General features: G+C 34.7%; 19 protein-coding genes. 4 read left to right on the plus strand and 15 right to left on the minus strand.

Annotated features, from left to right (window positions below; translation table 11 throughout):
- Positions 1-86 precede the first annotated feature (86 nt).
- Entirely contained in the window at positions 87-2,789 is a 2,703-nt protein-coding gene (locus tag TX86_RS16135; protein ID WP_042349930.1) for a sigma-54-dependent transcriptional regulator, read from the plus strand.
- An 89-nt stretch (positions 2,790-2,878) separates the two neighbouring features.
- On the opposite strand, the gene chbG is transcribed toward TX86_RS16135, so the two are convergent.
- From chbG to TX86_RS16160, 5 genes are all read right to left on the minus strand, one after another.
- Positions 2,879-3,592, minus strand: coding sequence for a chitin disaccharide deacetylase (gene chbG, locus TX86_RS16140; RefSeq protein ID WP_042349932.1), 714 nt, complete (start codon positions 3,590-3,592; stop codon positions 2,879-2,881).
- 17 nt (positions 3,593-3,609) lie between these two features.
- Positions 3,610-4,917, minus strand: a complete 1,308-nt coding sequence (locus TX86_RS16145; RefSeq protein WP_042349933.1) for a 6-phospho-beta-glucosidase — start codon at positions 4,915-4,917, stop codon at positions 3,610-3,612.
- An 81-nt stretch (positions 4,918-4,998) separates the two neighbouring features.
- Positions 4,999-5,325, minus strand: a complete 327-nt coding sequence (locus tag TX86_RS16150; protein ID WP_042349934.1) for a PTS lactose/cellobiose transporter subunit IIA — start codon at positions 5,323-5,325, stop codon at positions 4,999-5,001.
- Between the two features lie 30 nt (positions 5,326-5,355).
- Entirely contained in the window at positions 5,356-6,705 is a 1,350-nt protein-coding gene (locus tag TX86_RS16155; protein WP_042349936.1) for a PTS sugar transporter subunit IIC, read from the minus strand.
- A 38-nt stretch (positions 6,706-6,743) separates the two neighbouring features.
- Positions 6,744-7,055 carry a PTS sugar transporter subunit IIB gene (locus TX86_RS16160; protein WP_042349937.1) on the minus strand — a complete coding sequence of 104 codons (312 nt, stop codon included), beginning with the start codon at positions 7,053-7,055 and terminating at the stop codon, positions 6,744-6,746.
- Positions 7,056-7,325: 270 nt separating this feature from the next.
- On the opposite strand from TX86_RS16160, the gene TX86_RS16165 reads away from it, so the two are divergent.
- The 3 genes from TX86_RS16165 to TX86_RS16175 all read left to right on the plus strand — a co-directional run bounded on the left by TX86_RS16165 (position 7,326) and on the right by TX86_RS16175 (position 9,553).
- Positions 7,326-7,931 (plus strand): DNA-3-methyladenine glycosylase, encoded by a 606-nt coding sequence (locus tag TX86_RS16165; protein ID WP_042349939.1) that lies wholly within the window; start codon positions 7,326-7,328, stop codon positions 7,929-7,931.
- Positions 7,932-8,291: 360 nt separating this feature from the next.
- Positions 8,292-8,867 (plus strand): sigma-70 family RNA polymerase sigma factor, encoded by a 576-nt coding sequence (locus tag TX86_RS16170; protein WP_042349941.1) that lies wholly within the window; start codon positions 8,292-8,294, stop codon positions 8,865-8,867.
- Positions 8,864-9,553: a DUF3600 domain-containing protein gene (locus TX86_RS16175; protein WP_042349942.1), complete on the plus strand. Its 690-nt coding sequence runs from the start codon at positions 8,864-8,866 to the stop codon at positions 9,551-9,553. Before TX86_RS16170 ends, TX86_RS16175 begins: the two co-directional genes overlap by 4 nt.
- 85 nt (positions 9,554-9,638) lie before the next feature.
- Here the strand turns inward: TX86_RS16175 and TX86_RS16180 are convergent, their stop codons facing one another.
- From TX86_RS16180 to TX86_RS27055, 10 genes are all read right to left on the minus strand, one after another.
- Positions 9,639-10,328 carry a copper homeostasis protein CutC gene (locus TX86_RS16180; RefSeq protein ID WP_052343697.1) on the minus strand — a complete coding sequence of 230 codons (690 nt, stop codon included), beginning with the start codon at positions 10,326-10,328 and terminating at the stop codon, positions 9,639-9,641.
- 555 nt (positions 10,329-10,883) lie between these two features.
- Complete coding sequence (locus TX86_RS16185; RefSeq protein WP_042349943.1) at positions 10,884-11,822, minus strand: LCP family protein; 939 nt, start codon at positions 11,820-11,822, stop codon at positions 10,884-10,886.
- Between the two features lie 86 nt (positions 11,823-11,908).
- The gene (locus tag TX86_RS16190) at positions 11,909-12,829 is read right to left on the minus strand and encodes a D-alanyl-D-alanine carboxypeptidase family protein (RefSeq protein WP_052343698.1); all 921 of its coding nucleotides are present in this window, start codon (positions 12,827-12,829) and stop codon (positions 11,909-11,911) included.
- A 153-nt stretch (positions 12,830-12,982) separates the two neighbouring features.
- Positions 12,983-14,005, minus strand: a complete 1,023-nt coding sequence (locus TX86_RS16195; protein WP_042349945.1) for a PTS sugar transporter subunit IIC — start codon at positions 14,003-14,005, stop codon at positions 12,983-12,985.
- A gap of 514 nt (positions 14,006-14,519) precedes the next feature.
- The gene (locus TX86_RS16200; protein ID WP_042349946.1) at positions 14,520-16,052 is read right to left on the minus strand and encodes an ATP-binding protein; all 1,533 of its coding nucleotides are present in this window, start codon (positions 16,050-16,052) and stop codon (positions 14,520-14,522) included.
- Between the two features lie 273 nt (positions 16,053-16,325).
- Entirely contained in the window at positions 16,326-17,744 is a 1,419-nt protein-coding gene (hemY, locus tag TX86_RS16205; protein WP_042349947.1) for a protoporphyrinogen oxidase, read from the minus strand.
- A gap of 45 nt (positions 17,745-17,789) precedes the next feature.
- Complete coding sequence (locus TX86_RS16210) at positions 17,790-18,887, minus strand: radical SAM/SPASM domain-containing protein (RefSeq protein WP_154663122.1); 1,098 nt, start codon at positions 18,885-18,887, stop codon at positions 17,790-17,792.
- 329 nt (positions 18,888-19,216) lie between these two features.
- Positions 19,217-20,392, minus strand: coding sequence for a sporulation protein YhbH (gene yhbH / locus TX86_RS16215; RefSeq protein WP_042349949.1), 1,176 nt, complete (start codon positions 20,390-20,392; stop codon positions 19,217-19,219).
- A gap of 179 nt (positions 20,393-20,571) precedes the next feature.
- Positions 20,572-20,922, minus strand: a complete 351-nt coding sequence (locus TX86_RS16220; protein ID WP_042349951.1) for a hypothetical protein — start codon at positions 20,920-20,922, stop codon at positions 20,572-20,574.
- A gap of 396 nt (positions 20,923-21,318) precedes the next feature.
- The gene (locus TX86_RS27055; RefSeq protein WP_195892918.1) at positions 21,319-21,480 is read right to left on the minus strand and encodes a hypothetical protein; all 162 of its coding nucleotides are present in this window, start codon (positions 21,478-21,480) and stop codon (positions 21,319-21,321) included.
- Positions 21,481-21,567 lie beyond the last annotated feature (87 nt).

Below are 21,567 nucleotides of genomic sequence, written 5' to 3' on the forward strand. Positions count from 1 at the left end.
TTTTTCTATTTATATATTGTATAATTAATTCAATATTATAATAATTTTTCTTACAAACAGGAATCAATAACAAAGGGGATAATACGATGAAACGAAAGGATATGATTTTTCAAGCCATTCATGAGCATTTTGGATATAGCACATCTTTTACAACCATAGAACTCGCAGATAAACTTCAGATTAGCAGAGCGAATGTCAGCAACGATTTAAACGCATTAGTTAAAGAAAATAAACTAACTAAAACATCGACACGTCCAGTGCAATTCATTCTGAATCAATCCTATTCAAAACTCTCTGTACCTGCAGAACCAAGTCTTAAACAATTACATTACTTAGACTCTTACTATAAAGAAAATATCAGCCTACGACCAGCAATTGATCAAGCAAAATCCGCTGTTCTATATCCCCCTAATGGAATGCATACCTTAATACTGGGTGAAACCGGCGTCGGTAAATCATTATTTGCTTCTATCATGCATACCTTCGCAATAGAATCTGGAAGATTACAAAAAGATGCTCCTTTTATCGTGTTTAACTGTGCTGACTATGCCAACAATCCACAGTTATTACTTGGACAACTCTTTGGCGTAAAAAAAGGTGCTTACACAGGAGCAATAGAACAAAAAGGCTTAATTGAAAAAGCAAACGAAGGTATATTATTTCTTGATGAAATCCATCGTTTAACACCTGAAGGACAAGAAATGCTATTCACCTTTATTGATTACGGCTATTTTCGAAGATTAGGTGAAACCGAAAATGAGAAGACTTCAAACGTTCTCATCATTTGTGCAACAACTGAAAATCCCGAATCTTCACTCCTAAATACATTTAACCGTCGAATACCTATGATTATTCAACTACCAGCTTTACGTAACCGCACCTACGAAGAACGTTTTTCTCTTATTAAGCGCTTCTTCTTCGAAGAAAGTAAACGAATCGGTATCGATATTACAGTAAGCACCAATTCAATTCGTTCGTTTTTATTCTATCAATGCCCTAATAATATCGGACAACTGAAAACAGATATTCAACTTGCTTGTGCAAAAGCTTACGCCGAGTACATTACTGGAAAAAGAAACAATATTAAAATATATAGTACAGATTTACAATGGTATATTAAAGAAGGCTTGTTTATAGAGAAGAAAACAAAGCACTCTCTTACCTTCCATAATCATGAATATGTGTTTAACGTTAGTGAAGGTTTAGTCACTAATGAAACATCAACGTCCACTACAATCTATGACCAAATCGACTACAAGTATGAAGAATTAAAACAACGTGGAATAGAACATGCAGAACTAGCTGTTTTAATGGAAAATGATATTCATAACTATTTCACACACTACTTGAACAAAATGAACAAAAAAGTTTCTAAGGATAATCTACTTAAAATCGTATCAAAAGAAGTTATTAATGTAAGCGAGAAAATCATTTCTCTTGCTGAAACGACCCTACAACGAAACTTTGATGAGAAAATCACGACAGGTCTTTGCTTACACATCCAGACACTCCTCCAAAGAATACAAGCAAATAAACCAATCTTTCATCCAAATATTAACAGCATTCGTCAAACCTATAAGCAGCCATTTAATCTAGCAGTAGAATGTATCAAACTAATTGAAGATACATTTAAAGTTAACATACCGTTCGATGAGGTCGCCTTTATCACCATGTTTTTCGTAACCGACAGCGAAGAAAATGCTACTCCTCAACCAACAATTATTGTACTAGCTCACGGAAATGGCATCGCAAAAGAAATGGCTCTCGTTACAAATCATTTACTGAATAATGACTCTGTAACAGGTATCGATATGCCTTTACATGAATCACCAAAAGATTTTCTCGATCGAGTAAAAAATTTCATTCGATCGATTCATACACCTTCTGGCATTTTGTTATTAATTGATATGGGTTCACTTACCTTCATTGGAGAAATGATTGAGAAAGAATTTAACATTCCTGTACGAATCATTTCAATGGTAAGCACACCTCATGTGATTGAAGCCTCGCGTAAAGCACAAATTGGTTATTCATTAGAGGAGTTATATCAAGACGTCAAAAATTTAACACCCTTTTATGTACAAACAAAGAAAGAATCAGCAGCAGAAATCCATATGCTAAAGAGCGTCATTTTAACAGCCTGTTTAACAGGAGAAGGTAGTGCCGTAGCAATCAAAAGAATGCTAGAAAATTATTTACATTACAATAAAGACATGCTCGATATTATTCCAATAAGTATTTACGATAAAAAAGAAATGTACAACATGATTTCAAAAATCACTAAAGAACGCAATATTCTCTGTATCGTATGTAATTTTGATCTTGATGTACCGTTTGTAACCTTTCACTTGAAAGATATATTATCTATGAAAGCAACCAAATCCATACAAGAGCTCATTACAAATGAAGAAGTGTACACCAAGATGTCTCACATCCTTGATGAAACTCTACAAATTACAGATGGTAACCATTTAGTGAACAGCATTCGCAAGGCATTATTAGATTTGCAAAACAAAACGAATAAAGTTGTAAACTATGAAAGCATGACTGGTATCGTACTTCATATTAGCTGCATGGTTGACCGTTTAAGAAAGAATCAACCGCTTACCAGCTTTCACAATAAAGAGGAACATATTCATAACCACTATCGACTATATATTAAGACTAAAGAATGCTTACGAATTCTTGAAACAACTTATGAAATTTCCATACCAGATGATGAAATCTGTTATATTATGGACATCTTCTTAAAAAACGAAGAGGTAGTACCTAATTTATTACATGATTAAAAAGGCGTTGCAAAAAGTAAATGAACCATACTTTTTGCACGCCTTTTTTGTTTTTTACAAATAAAATTTTAGTAATTAAGGAGGGGTGTTCAACCAACAAGTTCACAACCAAGAGGTAACTTTGCTTTCATTAATATCTCAAGTTCCTTCAAGCGTGGAAAAAAGTACGATGTACCCTTTTGTAAATCAACATCTAAATAAGCAGGGTGACACATCACTTCTACCGTATGCCCCTCCTCTACTTTTGAAGGCAAGTTCAAAAAGTAATCTTCACTTACTCCTTCATTATAAAAATCGAATAATGCCACATCACTATACATTTTGATGCCTTCTATCGCATCTTTCCCATTTCTTCTAACAGGAACATTGTATTTTTGAGCAAGCTTACGAGTAACTTCTTGTAGTTTTGGATGCATATGAACGTGATGGTGGCTATCGAAATGATTAGGTTTTCTTCCAAATGAAAGGAAACGTTGAATTTGCGCTTCCCACTCTTTTTCTACTTCCTCTAATTTAAGATCAAAATTGTCCATTAACATCGATAAAGTTTTAAAGTTCCCGTTACTTTGAATAAGTGATTCTACTCCTTCTTTCCAGAGAGGAGCACCCGTAGTTAACACTAAATGAATACCGATGGCTAAATTCCGATAAGGATTTGCTAGTCGAAAGGCATGCTCTACTGCGTTCATATTCATCATCATCGTTGTAGAATTAACAAGACCATACTGATGAGCGTCAATAATACCGTAATTCAACCCTCGTGAATAACCAAAGTCATCAGCATTTACAATTACACGAATCATTCTAGCATCTCCCACCCTTAATTAAACTGTGGTAAATAAGCTTTGTGCGCTTCTAACATTTCATCCAGTATTTGCTTCGCTACTACATCGGAAGGTACGAGTGGATTAATCGTCATAGCAAGAAGCGCCGTACGATAATTACCTGTTACTGCCGCATCACAAGTTACTCGTTCGAAGGATTTGATTTGTTGTACAAGACCTCTTACTGCTACTGGTAAATCTCCTATCGCAATAGGCTTGGGACCATCTTTTGTAATAACGCAATTGATTTCAACCGCTGAATCATCTGGTAAACTCGCAATCGCTCCATTATTTCGAGTGTTAACAGGTTGGATATCGCCTTTATTATTGTAAATAGATGCTATTAGACTACAAGCCGCGTCACTATAATAAGCTCCACCTCTTTTTTCTAATTGAGGAGGTTTGATGTCTAAAGTAGGATCTTTATATAATTCAAACAGCTCCGCTTCTAATTTCTTAACCACTTCTCCACGACAGCCATTTTCTAATGCTTCTCGTTTTTCCTGCTCTAACATTTCTCTTGTTTTATAATAATAGCGATGATATGGACAAGGAATTGCCTGAAGGGCTTGAATAAATTCAGGTTCCCAATCTAATGCAGCAATATTTTGCATTGACATTTTGTTATCTTTACTCGTTACGCGATTAATAACTTTCTCCGTCACCTCTTCACCATCAACAAAGACGTGTAAGCCGAATACCATATGATTCAATCCCGCAAAATCAATGTGAACACGGTCCGCTTCTACATCTAACATTTCCGCAATTTGCATACGAATATGTATCGGAACATTACACAAACCTACTACTTTCTTAAAATTCGAATAACGTAAAACCGCTTCCGTCACCATCCCCGCTGGATTAGTAAAATTAACAAGCCATGCATTAGGGCATAATTCTTCAATATCTTTCACAATATCTAAAATCACCGGAATGGTTCGTAATGCTTTAAATAAGCCACCTGGGCCGTTCGTTTCTTGACCAATAACCTCATATTTCAAAGGAATTTTCTCATCCAATATTCGCGCTTCTATCTGTCCGATTCGCATTTGAGTTGTCACAAAGTCAGCATCAACTAATGCTTCACGGCGGTTTAATGATAGATGAACTGTAATTGGCATGTCAGCTTTTTCAATCATTCGCTTGGCGAGATTCCCTACGACTTCTAGCTTTTCTTTTCCTTCTTCAATGTCAACAAGCCATAGTTCGCTAATAGGAAATTCATGATATCGCTTAATAAATCCTTCTACTAACTCCGGTGTATAACTTGAACCTCCACCAATAGTCACAACCTTAACCATCATTCCACCTATCCTTTCGCATTATAATTCAATAGGAAAGAAGAGAATCTAGTTGAGATTCTCCTCTTCACCTGAGATCTAACTCTATTTATCTTCAGCCATCTTCTCATGTAAAAAAATAATTTCTTCTGCTAGTTCCTTCACAGTAATAGATGTCATTAAATGATCTTGTGCATGCACCATTAGAATAGAAACTTCATTTTTAATTCCTTTTGCTTCCGCTTGAATAAGTGTAGTCTGAGTACGATGGGCTTCATTTAATTCTTGTTTTGCAGCTTCAACCTTTTGCTTTGCTTCTTCAAACTTGCCTTGTCGTGCTAAAAACATAGCTTCCATGATATCACTTCGAGCATTGCCACTATGAAGAATAAGCTGAAAAGCAATCTGGTCGATTGATAAAGATGCTGTCATGATGTTTCCTCCTTTTTTCACTAGAAATTGCTACATAGAATGTGTAACATTTGCGTCATCTTTTACTTCATTCAATCGCTTTTGATCCATACGCTCTTGGATTAACACGAAAGGTAAATAAATAACAACAGATATTACGAGATTAATAGCAGCAAGAACTGCACCTGATACATGAGCTCCTGTTGCTAAATATCCCCCAAAGACTGGTGGCGTAACCCACGGAATGGTTGTTACTACTGGATAAACAAAGCCCCAATCTATAGCCAAATAAGAAATAACAGTTAATATAATTGGTGTTGCAATAAACGGAAATAGCCATATTGGATTTAGTACGATTGGCATCCCAAATAAAACAGGTTCATTAATTTGGAATATACCTGGTGGCATCCCGAGCGCAACCATTTGTTTTCGCTTCTTCGAGGCAATCCATAAAGCAATCAGTAAACCAATAGTTGCTCCAGAACCACCTAAGAAAACAAAAGCGTCGAAGAATTGTCCAGCCATAACAGCATACTGCTTTAAATCCGTTACCCCTTTTGCATATAAATCAATGTTATCATTACCTAACTTCGTAAATAATGGTGTCGTAATCCCACCAAGAATATTTGGCCCATGCAATCCTAAAGCCCAGAAAAGATGAATAAGAAGTGCTAGAACTAAAGCAAAAGGTAGTGAGTCTGCAGAATTTGTGAGTGGAGATATGAGCACTTTGTTTATCCAATCGTGGAAATATTGTCCATCCGATACCATACGGAATAATAAGCTCGCAAGCGCGAATAAAAAGATAGTAATCATTCCAGGAAACAATCTTGCAAATGATCTCGATACAGCAGGTGGCACACCTTCAGGAAGCTTCACAACTAAATACTTCACTTTGGCTAATCTTACAAAAACCTCCGTCGCAAGTAACGAAATTATAATACCAGTGAATAAGGCCGTAGAGTTAAAATAGGATAAACCAACAAAATCTCCTGACGTACCGGTTACATCTTTACTAGCGATTTTTAATGTAATAGTCGCTACACTAGGAGATATAACGAAGAAACATGATAATGAAACAAGCATTGCTTCAAACCCATCATCACCATACGATCTAGCAAGCTTATATGCTATGCCAACAACGGTAAAAATCGTCATAAAACCTAATGTTCCGAACCAAATGTCTCCACCAAGCTGACGATAATTTTCTCCAAACAACGATAGCATCATACGATCATATGGTTTAATCGCTTGCCCTAAATTATTGATAAGAACTGCAAATGCACCAACCATCGTGATTGCCAACATCCCGATAAGTGTATCTCTAACCGCTAACAAATGCCGTTGGTTTCCTAACTTAGTCGCACCAGGCAAAACATACTTTTCCAAAAACTTCATCATGGTCAGTCATCCCCTTTCTTCATCACCTTCTTTAACTTTTACGCTTTACTTCCTGCTAAGCTAAGAGCTTGATTTAATACTTTCTCACCATCCATCATGCCGTAATCCATCGGGTTTATCACTTCCACCTTTACTCCCACTGGTTCTGCAAGGGCTTTCATTTGATTTAATAGAAATCGGACTTGAGGTCCAAGCAATAAAACATCTGCTGTATGAATATGATCTCTCGCCGCATCTCCAGATACCGCCCAAATCTTTGCCGTAATTCCTTTATCAGCTGCTGCTTTTTCCATTTTCGTCACCAGCATACTTGTTGACATGCCAGCTGAACAAACTAATAGAATGTTCATATATATTTCCTCCTTTTTAATATTCATTTTCAGCACTTGTTCCTCGTTAATCTAGCTGACTTTTGCTGATATGTTTTTACACATAATTAATATGCAATTACCATGCCATCATATAAATACATTGGTAAAAAACGCACTTTTAACACAAACTATAAGGAACATTAATAAAGCGCTCCCAATTTTTTTGTTGTAGTGTTTTGTTATAATATTGTTAGTGTTTCGATAATAAAATTTAGTGTTTTATTTATGCTGAAGTAGGAGGTGTTAACTATGCAAAATAAACTTCATACGCTCTCACTTAGCGCATTACCAAAAAGCTTCTATGAACAGTCGACCTTACAATTAGCTCAAAATCTACTAGGATGCTTGCTTGTTAAAGAAAGTGACGATGGAATCACTTCAGGTTTCATCGTTGAAACAGAAGCCTATTTAGGTCCAAAAGATCGAGCGGCACATAGCTTTAATAACCGCCGAACAAAACGAACTGAAATTATGTATGCTAGTCCAGGCCATATCTATACATATCTCATGCATACACATTGCTTAGTCAATGTCGTATGCGCTCCTATTGATACACCAAACGCTATCTTAATTCGTGCCATTGAACCATTCACAGGTAAAGAACTAATGAAACAACGTAGAGGGCTTCAAGATATCAAGAAAACAACTAACGGCCCAGGAAAACTAACAAAAGCAATGAACATTACCATGGAAGATTACGGAAAAACATATTATTCTTCTTCATTATATATAGCGGAAGGCTTTAACCCCACAGAAATTTCTGTAGGGAAACGAATTGGCATTCAAAATTCTGGCGAAGCAGTCGATTATCCATATCGTTTTTGGGTAACCGGAAATGCATTTGTTTCAAGGTAAAAAAACAGTTGCTTTCTCTTTATTTGAACCGTCATCTGAATTTATGAGTGGTCGTTTCTTTTTTTGGGCCGTCATCGGATTTTATGAGCAGTCGTTTCTTTTTTTTGGACCGTCATCTGAATTTATGAGCGGTCATTTCTTTTTTTGGGCCATCACTATGTGTAGATAGTTTAACGCTAGAAAACCCTCAGTAACTTCTTAACTGGGGGTTTTTTATTATATAAAACAGTACAAACACTCTCCATTTTCTGAATGATAGTATTATCATATTAGATAAAATTTTGGTTACATGAAAAATAAATCGAACGAAAAAGTTATATCTTTCCAATATATAGTGAGAACAAGGAGGAGATTGCACAAGTGGGAGAACAAAGTAATAAAACAAAAATTGTAAAACATTCACATTCTGATTGTAATCGATCCTACGAAGAACTGTATGAAGCGACCATTCACGATGTATATAAAACCGTCTATTTCCTCATTGAAGATAAGACAGATGCAGACGATGTAATTCAAGATATTTACCTACAACTCTATAAATCGCTTAAAAAATATAACGACGACAAGCCATTTAAGCCTTGGTTAATGGGAATAGCCATGAAACATATCTCTGCTTATCGCCGCAAACGATGGATGCGACTTCGGATAGCCCATAAGGCAGAAACATATAAACCAAATACCTTTTTCGACTTCTCAGATGACCTTATAAATAAAATTTCAAACGAGCAATTACTTACTCTAGTAAATCAATTGCCCTTTAAGCTTAAGCAAGTTGTGATTCTTCATTATTTAAATGACCAGTCACAAGAAGATGTAGCTAATATTTTAAATATTCCAATCGGCACAGTGAAATCTAGAATTAATGCTGCACTCAAAAACTTACGGCAAAAGGAAAAAGTAAAACATCTTTTGAAAGAAAGCGGTGAAATTATATGAGTTTAGAAAACAAACTAAAACAAGCTCTTCAAGAGAAAGCACACGAGTTAAGACCTCCACTTCAGTTAAAGATGCAAGTATTAAATCCAAAGGCTAGAATACGAGCCAAAAGAAAAAAACGGTTATTAACTGGAGCATTTGTAACTATGTTACTCATTCCTACTGGTGGAGCACTTGCGTATCAGAGTTCACTTGCTGACGAATTATATGGTTCTTTTGAAAATATAAAAAAACATGTAGCTAGTTTTACAATGGAAAGCTTCCTAAAACTTAACGGAAAACTTGCGAATGCTAAAGGAGAATTAGGAGATGAAGAATATAAAGAATTTACTAATCATTTAAAAGTTTTCACAAGTTCAAAATTAGAATATGGAGACAAATACGGCAATATTGATTATGATCAAATTCCAGCGAAAAAAGCTAAAGAACTAAAACAAACTTTGATGATTTTACAACCTTTCTTTGATCGGTTAAATAATCAGCCCTCAACAAAAGACATTTTAACACCTACTGAATATGACCAATATATCTCTGCCCAGATGACATATGAAAAAATAAAAGTAAAAAGTGAAGTTAATCCAAATGAACGTCATGTTATAGAAGATATAAAAGAAAGTCTACGATTAGAATTTCTTAAAGCAGAAGCAATTATCGATGCTGTAAATGAGAAACAAAACCAATACTGATAATTACTTGTTCGCAGCCTACAATAAAAAGTAAAAAAAAAGCGTCCAAAAGTGATTTACCATCACTTTTGAGACACCTTTTTAATCATGCATTTAATACAGATAATATATCTGCCACTTTGTGCTCATCAAAACCGTTTGCCAGTGTATTTCCTTCTCTTACACCAGTACCAAAGTGATATTCTTCTGCTTTTAAGAACGAGTGAATATCTGCAATATTATCTCTTTGCAACCCTGCTCCAACTAAGATGCGCGGACCGTGCCATACATCAGTTAATGTCATAAGCTGCTGTAGCTTTTCTTTCCCCGCTTCCGCTGATTTAGCACCGCCTGAAGTCAATATTCGTCTAACATGATTTGCATATTGACATAGCACTTCTAAACCGTCTGCTTGTTGATGAAGTTCATCAAACGCACGATGGAACGTAATATCGAAATTTGGCACTACATTGATTACTTTTTCAAGTAAAGCTTGGTCAATTTCACCATTTTTTAAAGCTCCAAAGACAATACCTGTAACACCTATATCCTCAAAAGCTAATATGTCTTCACGCATGCTATTCCAATCACTTTCATCATACTCGAAAGAGAAACTATGCGGTCTAAGCATTACTTGTACAGGAATGGATACACTTTCAATAATACGTTTGGTTGTACCATAACTAGGAGTTAACCCACCCTCCGAAATAGCCGAAACAAGCTCCAAACGATTAACACCAATCTGCTCGGCAATGATAGCATCTTTTTCATTTTGTACAATACATTCTAAGATCATGATGTCACCTACTCTATTCTTATATCTGTTACTTCTATGATAACCAATTTCAAACATTAGATAATGTTTTTATACCCCATATTATAACAAACTACCTTAAACAAGAAGATTTTTTTGAAAAAACAAAAATAATTAAGAAAAACCGGCACCGGTCTTTTTTGATTAAAGTTATATTTCTTGTACTACTCCCAATCAAAAAAGAGCTATGCTCTGAAATAAGAAGAACTGTTCTTGAAAACCCTCCCTTGGTTTTCAAAACAGATTGGCTTATTTCAGAGCATAGCAGGTGTAAGGTTAGACACTAAGAAAAGCGCAAGCGCCCGTTTAGCGAAATCTACTAGTCGCTGGGCGCTGGAGCTAGACAATTAGAAAATCGGCACCGGTCCTTTTTGATTTAGATTTTGCTTCTCTTTTTAGCTTCCAATCAAAAAGGAGCCATGCGGCAGGCATATGACGAGCTGTTCTTGAAAACCCGCTTTTGATTTTCAAAGCAGAACGGCTTATGACCGAGCATGGCAGGTGTAAGGTTAGACACCGCACAAAATTATATACATTTTAAGTCTGCAGAAACTTTTTTAATGCTTCTTTATTTTTGTCAAAATCAATATCTAACACCTGTGTCCGATATTGATCATCTAACGTTGCATCTTCAAAAGAGTCAACAAGTGGTATACGCAATTTTTCAATATTGGAATTTCCACTAGTTAAGAAAGATGTCAATACCTTCAACATTCTTGTATTTTCAATATTTGTATCAATAAATGGTCGTACTGTACCTAGCATTTTTGGTAACTTTGCTACCCCTTGAATGCTAATCATTTCATTTGTAATGGTCTGTAGAACTTTTTGTTGTCGCACAACTCGTCCAAAATCACTTTGAGCGTCACCGCGAAATCTCGCATAGCCTAACAGCTCTTTACCATTTAATTTCTGTAAACCTGGTTCTAATGTGACATATATATTCTTAGACATTCTCTTTTCCACATTAATTTCGACACCATCTGGAAAAGCAGCATCTATTCCCTCCATGAAACCCCGAAAATCAATAATGGCATAATAATTAATATCGATATCAAAATTCTCTTTGATTGTTTCACGAAGTAAGTCAGGACCACCTATAGAATAAGCAGCATTTATTTTTTGTTTCTGTTCATGACCTGGTATTGCAATATAAATATCTCTCATCAAAGAAACAAGCTTTGCTTGCTTTGATTTCGTATCATATTGGGCAATCATAATTGTATCAGAATTACCACTTTCTGCACCACGAGAATCTCCACCAATTAATAAAACATTCATAGTGCCTTGAAAAGGGGCACCCTTAAACTTAATTTCTTTCTTATTCAACTCAGAGACCTTTTCTCCAACCTTATATCCACTATAATACTCCCATGCAAAATAAGAAGACGGTAAAACTATCAATAAAACTAGTACTGTAAAAATAAATAATACCCTTTTTCTCTGTTTTAATTTACGCTTCTTCACTCTGCTCATGAATAGTCTCCATTATCATAAATTGAATATTATGTTTTAAAACCCACATATATAACAAATATACCAAATATGACATTTTTAGACAATCAGTTATTTATCTCGCCATTAAGTAATGCAGTAGAGTCAGTCCAGACATCGTTTTCTGTCGAATTCATAACAACTGCTATTAAAGACATATCGTTACTTGTAGCTGATGAAACTAAACAATAACCAGCTTCGTCTGTAAATCCTGTTTTAATTCCATTCGCACCTTCATAATAAAAACCGCTTTCATGATCCAAGAGCTTATTTCTATTTTTATAAGTAACGCTTTGATCAGAATATTTTTCTTGACCGACAATATTACGAAACTCTTTATTTTCCATAGCAGCTTGAGCAATCATCGCCATATCATAAGCTGTTGTATAATGATTTTTGTCATGCAAGCCATGAGGATTTACGAAATGAGAATGTTTAGCTCCTACCTTTTCGGCTTTCTTATTCATTAAGTTTGCAAAATATGCAATGGCTTCACTCTCCGTTAAGCCCTTTTGTTCTTTGTTGGCAATATAAATAGCTATTGTTCTTGCTGCATCATTGCCAGACGGTAGCATTAAACCTGCTAACAATTGACGGAGAGTCACTTCTTGTCCTTGATACAAAAAAGCCGTACTTTCACCTTTTTGCTTCATATTTATTTCTTTTCCAACAGTAACAACATCCTCTAAGTTACCTCTTTCAATTGCAATAAGAGCTGTCAAAATCTTAGTTGTACTGGCTGGATACACTCTTTCTTGTTCATTTTTCGCAAATAGAGTTTCTCCTGTTTCACTATTTAACACTATCCCTGCTTTACCTACAATTCGTTGATTACTAGTTGCATCCACCCTTGGAATTGAACGCTCATCCTCGATTTTAGCCTCATATGATATTGTTTTCCATTTCGAATAAAATATTGTTTGAACATCAGGTATCATAAACACAATAATTACTAAAACAAGAAGAATTATTAATCGTTTACCTTTCATTTCGCTCAATCCTTCCCCTAGTTTGTATACACTAAGCATACAAATTCATTCTTAAGAGAAACGAAAATAAATCTTAAGATAATCTTAATTTAGAAGGGAAGACATAAAAAAACCGACAACCCTTTATAAGAATTATCGGTTTGAATACGATTATTAAGAAACTTCTAAGTGAAGATCTCCAGCTTTTGTTTTACCCATCATTTTTAATACGCGATGTAAAACTAACGTAATAATAGCTGGTAAAACCATACCTACACCAACGTAAATTAATAATACGTTTAAGCCTTGTGTTGTCCAAACACTAATTGGAGCAATTAATGAGCTTAGTCCCATTCCTCCTAGTTCAAAAGGAACTTGGAAATTAAATAGCATTGTCGCAATCGGTGCGCAAATAATAGCAGCCACAAATGTTGGAATGACATAATAAGGTTTTCGAATTAAGTTCGGGAATTGAACTTTTGGTGTAACAATTGCTTGTGCAAGAATACCACCCATATCATTATCTTTTCTAGACATTACTGTGAATCCAACGAATTGTACTGTACAGCCAATTAATGCTGCTGCACTAGAAACAGGGTCTAGCTGTAAAGCTACTGCAAGTGCTGCAGAAGACGCCGGTGTCATTAATAAAATACTCCAAACAAGTGCAATTACCATACTACCAAGTAAAGGATAACCAGAAACAGCTTCCGTAATTTGTCCACTTACCCAAGTTAAGAAAGGTGTTGTTACAGCTGCTACACCTACACCAGCAACACCACCGATGAATACTGCCGCTAACGGAATAGCCATAATATCAAGTTTTGTTTTACCAGTAAGCTTAATACCTACATAAGTTGCTACAACCGCTGCTATTACCGCACTAATTGGTTGACCTGTAATAATTGTAAATGCTCCTTCGGCGGTCTTATGAATAGCTGCTCCACCAACAACAGCACTGGACATTGCGCTAAAGATTACTAATGAGTTACCACCAAGTTGATAAGCAATCCCTGCACCAAGTGCTGGCGCTAATAATACTTTCGTTGCCCCACCGATTAGAATCAATGCTTCCCAGCCAAGATATCCCCCAATCGATTCAAACAGCATCCCAATTCCTAATGTAACTAATACCGCATTTGCGATTCCGGTAGAAGCTTTATAAAGTTGCTCCATGAAATGTTCTTTTCTGCTCATGTTGTGTTTCCCCCTAGTTCGTATAATAATCAGAAAATTTAAACATATAAGTTCAAATAAAAAACCCATCCTGCATTGGAAGGGCGCTTCCTCATTTACGCTTGAGCGCCTTGTAAAATAAAAACTACAAGTTGGACTCAAACAATCCCTTGAGAAATGGATGTTTCAGTCCGATCAGCATAATATGAGCAATATGTTATGAATGTTGTTATGCGTAAACTTCCCCATCCTAATTTCCCCTCTCGTTTGATTACTTAAGTTATAATAACACCAATTTTCTGATAATGCAAAATATTATTTCTATTCAGATAAAATAAAAACGCTTACATTTTTCATTCGAAAACCTTATATAATAAATAAAACCAAGAATTACAACATATAACAATTATATCAATATATAATATTACTTATATGGATGTAACTTCATAAAAATGATATTATTACCTAATTATCCCTAAACAAAAAAACGTCCAACTTCTTTAAGTGGACGTTTAACTCAAAATACTGTTTTCCATTAAACTGCTAGAGGAATCCTAATTATAAAAGTAGTCCCCTTCCCTTTTTCACTCTCAACATTAATGCTTCCTTCATGTCTCGAAATTATACTTTTGACAATATTCAATCCGAGACCTGTACTTTCTTTATCAGCCTTAATAGGTTCCGTACGATAAAAACGGTCATAAATGAGATGTAATTGACTAGAATCAATTCCAATACCACTATCTGAAACCTTCAAAAACGCTTGCTGAGTTGCATAATCAAGTCCAACACTTACTTCAACTGAGCCCCCAACTGGCGTATATTTAATACTATTACTTATGATGTTGAAATAAACTTGCTCCATACGTAATGGATCAATTAAAACTTCAGCATTTTGTTTTGGAACCTTATCCATATGAAGTTTATATTTAATATCTTCACTTTGCAAATTAGCATCATAATCAGTAAAGATTCTTTTCATATAATCATACCAATCTACTTTTTCTAAATGAAAATGAATTTGATTATTTTCAAGCATATTCAGTTGCCTTAAATCCCCTAATAGTTTCTCCATTAAACTACTTTTATTTAAAATTTCAACTAAATATTGTTTATTCGTGACTGGAATCACTTCTTCGAGCATTCCTTTGGAAATCATACCAATAGATGTAATCGGATTAGATAGATCATGACATATGTCTGAGATAATCTGACTTTTTTCATTTTGAAGGCTTCTCATCTCAACATTAGCTCTTTCTAATTCAACCGTTCGTTCTTTCACTTTTTCCTGTAATAATTGCTTCATTTCGACCGTTTCAGAATAAGAATTCAGGAACCTTTCCATGTTAAGAACACTATGAATTAGTAAAAATAGAAATATTCCGAGCCCATTTTGACTCACTTCTTCTATTACATGATAAATGACTAATTGATGTTGAAAACCAGTCAGTACAATTATTATCACACTAATGAAAACCCAGATTATTTGCTTCTGCTTTTCACGAAATTTTCGCCAAGTTACATATAATAGATAAATAAAATAACAAAAATAAAGCATAGAATTAAGTTGAAAAAGTTTGACTATAAAGTCGAAATTATTGAACATAGTCAAAACGGTAAGAACGCTAACACAAATGATTATAAACATAGTAAGTAAGCGATGAGCTTGCTTATGTAAAAAAGCACTTATGTAAATATGGAAAAAATATAAACTCATATAATTACATATATAAATAAGCTTCAGTAAAAGAAACCAGTCTCCATAAGGTATAATCATTAAAACCATTGAAATAATGATCGTCCAAATGTAAAAACTAAAGTACAATGGAACTTTATCGTCTGGTCTTTTAATATACAAATTTGATTGAAAAAAACTTACTGTAAATAGAATACCAATGAAGAATAAGCTCCAAACTATGAGTTCCAAATTTGATGATTGAACGAAAGAATATAATAAAACCTCTTTTCGCATATTCTCAACAAAATACGTAAGATTTGTAAATACCGTTAATAAAAAGATCCCTAATAAAATCCCCAGTATATATCCTATACTACTGAACTTCTTCATTCCCTCTCCTTTCCAAACAGTACAAAGAAGCTCAAAATATCACTCTGTTCTTTCATCCATAATAATATTGAACCTTGTATTAGTTTTAAATCATCAGAAATCTTACTTATTTTTACATTTATAACAACTTTAATTATACTAAAAATTCAATCTTATTACACCGATATAAGCCTTTATATCGAACCTAATATTAAAGAGGAATACAAACCTTTCTAGTTTGTATTCCTCTCTTTTAAATAACCACTAAAGACCAACGTTGTTTGTTATCACATTCTACTTATTTAAAAAGGAAATAATATTTTCCACTGCCCGTTCCCCTTGATCTATACAATCAGGTACTCCTAATCCTTCATAAGAACTACCAGAAAAGATTACACCAGATAAAGATTCATGCAAATCTTTTTTTAGTTGGTCAATTCTTTCTTTATGACCTACTGTATACTGAGGCATAGCTTTTTTCCATCTTGATATAATCGTAAATTTCGGTTGCTCTGTAATATTCATCGTTTTATTTAAATCTTTTAAAACAATTTGTTCAATTTCCTTATCCGATAAATCTACAACAGTACTATCAGTGGGTCTTCCTACATAACATCGAAGTAAAGCTTTTCCTTCAGGGCTGGAATGAGGCCATTTTTTATGAGTCCATGTGCAAGCAGTAATCGTATAATCACATTTTCTCGATACAACAAATCCCGTACCATTAATATCTTCTTTAATAGCACTTTGATTAAATGCCATCGCAACTGTTGCTACACTAGTAGAAGGGACCTCTTTAAAAGGTGCCATAAAAGGATAATCCGCTAAAATAGAAGCTGCTACTTGATGAGGTACTGATACAACGACTGCATCAGCCTCTATATACATGTGATTATTCAGCTTCAATTTATATTGATTATCTTCTTTTTGAAGTGATTCTACCTTCGTATTCTTTAAGATTGTTACTTCATCTAAAGCTAATTCGATTCGATCCACGAATGATTGTAATCCCGATTTAAACGTTAAAAACATCCCTTTACTCGGTTTAGAAGTCGCTTTTGTTTTAGGCTTAGATGGTTTAGTTTTCTTCATACCAAGTACGAGACTTCCATGCTTCTGTTCAACTTGATAAAACTGAGGAAATGTAGACATCAAGCTCATTTGATCAATATCGCCAGCATAGATTCCCGATAATAATGGCTCAATTAAGTTTTCTACTACTTCATCTCCTAATCGCCTTCTAAAGAAGGAACCTAAAGGTTGGTCTTGTTTTGCTTTTGACCTTGGTAATACAAAATCAGCAGCTGCTCTAAGTTTCCCAATTGGTGAAAACAATCCTGTTGTAATAAAAGGTGCTATTTCTGTTGGAATTCCCATGATTGCTCCACCAGGCATTGGATGTAATTTTTCTCTCGCTAACACATAGGATTTACCCGCTGTATTATTGACTAATTCATGGTCCATTCCAACTTCTTTCGCCAATCTGGATGCACTTGTTTTCCGTTCAAGAAAGCAATCTGGTCCTCCTTCAATAACAAAGCCATCTCTTACAGTTGTTTTGATTTTCCCACCTAATCTTGAACTCTCTTCAATTAATATAATATCTATAGGTAAAGATTTACTCTTCTTTTCTTTGAGTAAATAATAAGCTGTTGTTAACCCAGTAATGCCACCACCAATAATGACAACTTTCTTCCTGTTTCCCTCAACCATTTTATCGCCTTCTTTTTCTAAGATGTTGTAAATTCCAAAATGATCTTATACTTGATTAGGGATATAGTTACAATAAGGTTCTTCAGAAAGGAAGTTACCCGTTTCATAAAAAGCACGAGCACGACATCCTGAACAAACTTGTATATATTCGCATTGTCCACATTTCCCTTCAATTAACTCGGGATTGCGTAATTGCTGAAAAAGGGTAGAATCTTTCCAAATATCACTAAATTCTTGCTCTATTACAGACCCTGCCTTAAGAGGTAAATACCCACAAGGACGAACATCTCCTTTATGTGAGATAAAACATACACTAGTACCTGCTAAACATCCTTTTGTCACAGCCGCCATTCCATGTGATTGAACCGTTATTCTTTCTCCTTTTTCTTTTGCTTTTTGTCTCATAATTCGATAGTAATGAGGAGCACAAGTAGCACGAATTTCAAAATCTACTTCACGAGATCTTTCGTAAAACCATTCTAATACTTCCTCATATTTAGTAGAACTTAACATATTACTCTCAACAATTTGCACACCACATCCGACTGGTACAAGCATGAATAAGTGAAGTGCATCTACACCATATTGTTTACTCAAATCAATCATATCTTCTAAATAATCAACATTATGAGAAGTAATTGTCGTATTGAATTGAAGTTGAACACCTTGATTTTTTACATTTCTAGCACCTTGTAATGCTTTTTCAAAAGAACCGTCTAAGCCTCTAAATTGATCATGAATATTTGAAGAAGGTCCATCGAAACTAATAGCAACACGTTTTATTCCAGCTTCTTTTATTTTCTTTGCTATATCCTCTGTAATCAGTGTCCCATTAGATGCCATCGCAACCGACAATCCTTTTTGAGTAGCATATTCTGCAATTTCAAAAAAATCAGGTCGATACAATGGTTCTCCACCAGTTAGGATTAATAATGGGTTAGCAAAATCAGCTATTTCATCAATAACCTGAAAAGCTTTTTCTGTTGACATTTCATCTGGAGAACGTTCAGGTTGTGCTGTTGCACGACAATGTATACATTTCAAATTACACCCTTCCGTTAACTCCCAAAAAATTAAGCGTGGACCATTTTCAAAATTTGCAAAACGATGATGTTTCTTTGGCTGTTCAACTTTCATGTGCATAGAAGCAAACTCCTTTATGATTTAAATATTTTGGTAAAAAGATTTCAAAATCATTTCTAGCAAAATGATTCTAAGTTATATATAAATGTGATTTTCCTCACATTTATAAGCAATATAAGCGCTTTCTTTTTTGAATCCAATTGTAAATATTTAAAGCTCTCTATCTGCCAAAATAGACAAAAAATTTTATATTCTACTTGAAAGTATAACATACAGTCCTTATAGTCTTACTTCGTCATTTTTGAAGAAATATAGAATAAAAAAAGAAAAGAACTGACTCAAAAAGTCAGTTCTAACAAATCTTCTAAATTCAACTAAATAACTCCCTTTCAAGCATACATCGTATTACTATTCTCTTCTTTCTTAAAGAAGCTCTTCATCGCATGAAAAACATCAATTTTTTGCTTTAAGATATAATAGTAGAATTTCTCATCTTTAATGTTTTTGTAGGCGCTCATTAATGTAGAATGTCGGTTGTATTGATTAACCTCACCATAGCCAAACATATTACTAACCTTCATAATTTCTTCCACAAGCTTCACGCAGCGAGCGTTATCGGATGTTAAATTATCTCCATCTGAGAAATGGAAAGGATAAATATTGAATTTCTCTGGTTGATATTTTGCCTCGATGATTTCTAGTGCCTTACGGTATACAGATGAACAAATTGTTCCTCCACTTTCACCTTTGGTGAAGAAATCTTCTTCACTTACTACTTTTGCTTCTGTATGATGAGCAATGAATTCAATTTCAACTGTTTCATATTTTGTGCGTAAGAAGCGTGTCATCCAGAAGAAAAAGCTTCGAGCCATATACTTTTCCCATATACCCATTGATCCTGATGTATCCATCATAGCAAGAACTACTGCTCTTGAATCGGGCTTAACAATTTCATTCCATGTTTTGAACTTTAAGTCCTCTTGGTAAATAGGATGAAAACCTGGTTTTCCTGTAAGAGCGTTTCGTTTAAAAGCTGAAATCATTGTTTTCTTTTTATCGATATTGCCCATTAAGCCTGTTTTTCGTATGTCATTAAATTCGATATCTTCTACGGTGTTGTCTGCTTGTTCTTTTCGTTGCAAATTAGGTAATTCTAGTTGACTAAATAGAGCTTCCTCTACTTCTAATAGTGAAACCTCTGCTTCGTAGTAATCTTCACCCGCTTGATCGCCTGCTCCCTGTCCTTTCCCAGGTGCTTTTTGCGCACCTGAATTATCTCGTGCTACAACATCACCAACTTGACTATCACCATCACCTTGCCCTACATGTTTGTTTTTGTCATAGTTATAACGAATTTTAAATTCATCAAGTGATCGGATTGGGATCTTAATTACATCTGTTCCATTTGACATAATAATACTTTCTTCTGAAATTAAATCGGGTAAATTATTCTTGATGGCTTCTTGCACTTTCTCTTGATGGCGTTGTTGATCATCAAAACCTTTGCGATGGAGGGACCAATCTTCCTTAGAAATAACAGACTGATGATTACCTTCAGACGACATTGTTCTTCCCCTCCTATATATAAAAATTTGTTGTTAAACAGTATTTCTAGAATCATGAACGACAATTACATATAAAAAAATAATGTAAGTCCGATTAATCGACTTACATTATCCTATGCTATTATTTCATACAACTTGCAAACTATTTTAATAATTAGTTATTCGCCTAGCAAAAAGTTTTAAACTCCATAATCAAAGTCTGTATTCACTCTAATATTTAACGTTCCATCACTATGAATTGAAAGAATCTCTATTAATATATTTCCCCAAAACCGCTCTGTTAATTTATTGAAAATTTCATACGACTGTTCTTCATTATTCCGTTTTTTATGCTTCATATATAATGTTTTTTCGCCTTCAATATTCCTCGAATAAATCGACACAATCTTCCTTTCGCCAGGTCTAATGCGTTTCAGCCTCGGTTCTTCAATTACTAAACCATTGTAATAGAAAGTAAGATCTGTAATCGTTGCACCAGTTCGATTATCTACAAACACAGCAGGTAAAGTTTGAATACCTAGATAGCTCATATTCATTTCCCCTTTACAACATACTATTAGCTGAATATAATCTTGCTAGTCTTCATGACTCTTATGCAAATCATGAAATATTACCTTCAATATTAGTAAGAAAAAACACCCAAGTCCGGGTGCTTTAGAAAAAATGTATAACTTAGGTTCATTGAAAACTGCTTACTCCCTTACTTCTATATGAGCAGAAATTGAACTCCGTACAGAACTCGATTGGTTCAACATAGAAATGAGGAATCAGCCTGTTTAGCCTAAGGCAAGCATAAGATAGCTCTCAGTAGGAAATATGGTTTTCATTTCCCGAAGAGAGATAGCTTATGACCTCGAGGGCTGGCCGATGTAGCTAGACGATAATGCTCGGTAAGAGATAAATCCCCCACCGAGCAAACTTTCACTTTATTGCATTGGATCTGGTTCTAAACCTTTCCTTTGCAACTCTTGATTTGTATTCATATGCTCCATTTGCTGCCCAAGTGCTTTGACTTCCTCTAAATTCTTCGCCATGGAACTGTTTTCTGGCACATAATCTTTGTGAACCATTCTCTTTCTATCCATCATCAATCACTCCTTACAACAGTTTACATTTTTTACCCACCGCAAGAAAATTGTAAACTTATTCCTTATTTGTTTTTTTCTAAGAGGTTA

It is taken from the genome of Bacillus massiliigorillae, from assembly GCF_000380245.2.
Lineage (GTDB): Bacteria > Bacillota > Bacilli > Bacillales > DSM-1321 > Bacillus_AD > Bacillus_AD massiliigorillae.

Bases quoted from the DNA above. Each gene is read 5' to 3' on its own strand.
- TX86_RS16210 (WP_154663122.1), bottom strand. From the start codon at position 18,887: ATGCACATGAAAGTTGAACAGCCAAAGAAACATCATCGTTTTGCAAAT.
- yhbH (WP_042349949.1), bottom strand. From the start codon at position 20,392: ATGTCGTCTGAAGGTAATCATCAGTCTGTTATTTCTAAGGAAGATTGG.
- TX86_RS16165 (WP_042349939.1), top strand. From the start codon at position 7,326: ATGCAAAATAAACTTCATACGCTCTCACTTAGCGCATTACCAAAAAGC.
- TX86_RS16185 (WP_042349943.1), bottom strand. From the start codon at position 11,822: ATGAGCAGAGTGAAGAAGCGTAAATTAAAACAGAGAAAAAGGGTATTA.
- TX86_RS27055 (WP_195892918.1), bottom strand. From the start codon at position 21,480: ATGATGGATAGAAAGAGAATGGTTCACAAAGATTATGTGCCAGAAAAC.
- TX86_RS16155 (WP_042349936.1), bottom strand. From the start codon at position 6,705: ATGATGAAGTTTTTGGAAAAGTATGTTTTGCCTGGTGCGACTAAGTTA.
- hemY (WP_042349947.1), bottom strand. From the start codon at position 17,744: ATGGTTGAGGGAAACAGGAAGAAAGTTGTCATTATTGGTGGTGGCATT.
- TX86_RS16145 (WP_042349933.1), bottom strand. From the start codon at position 4,917: ATGATGGTTAAGGTTGTGACTATTGGTGGAGGTTCAAGTTATACACCG.
- chbG (WP_042349932.1), bottom strand. From the start codon at position 3,592: ATGATTCGTGTAATTGTAAATGCTGATGACTTTGGTTATTCACGAGGG.
- TX86_RS16220 (WP_042349951.1), bottom strand. From the start codon at position 20,922: ATGAGCTATCTAGGTATTCAAACTTTACCTGCTGTGTTTGTAGATAAT.
- TX86_RS16175 (WP_042349942.1), top strand. From the start codon at position 8,864: ATGAGTTTAGAAAACAAACTAAAACAAGCTCTTCAAGAGAAAGCACAC.
- TX86_RS16190 (WP_052343698.1), bottom strand. From the start codon at position 12,829: ATGAAAGGTAAACGATTAATAATTCTTCTTGTTTTAGTAATTATTGTG.
- TX86_RS16195 (WP_042349945.1), bottom strand. From the start codon at position 14,005: ATGAGCAGAAAAGAACATTTCATGGAGCAACTTTATAAAGCTTCTACC.
- TX86_RS16160 (WP_042349937.1), bottom strand. From the start codon at position 7,055: ATGAACATTCTATTAGTTTGTTCAGCTGGCATGTCAACAAGTATGCTG.
- TX86_RS16200 (WP_042349946.1), bottom strand. From the start codon at position 16,052: ATGAAGAAGTTCAGTAGTATAGGATATATACTGGGGATTTTATTAGGG.
- TX86_RS16135 (WP_042349930.1), top strand. From the start codon at position 87: ATGAAACGAAAGGATATGATTTTTCAAGCCATTCATGAGCATTTTGGA.
- TX86_RS16150 (WP_042349934.1), bottom strand. From the start codon at position 5,325: ATGACAGCATCTTTATCAATCGACCAGATTGCTTTTCAGCTTATTCTT.
- TX86_RS16180 (WP_052343697.1), bottom strand. From the start codon at position 10,328: ATGATCTTAGAATGTATTGTACAAAATGAAAAAGATGCTATCATTGCC.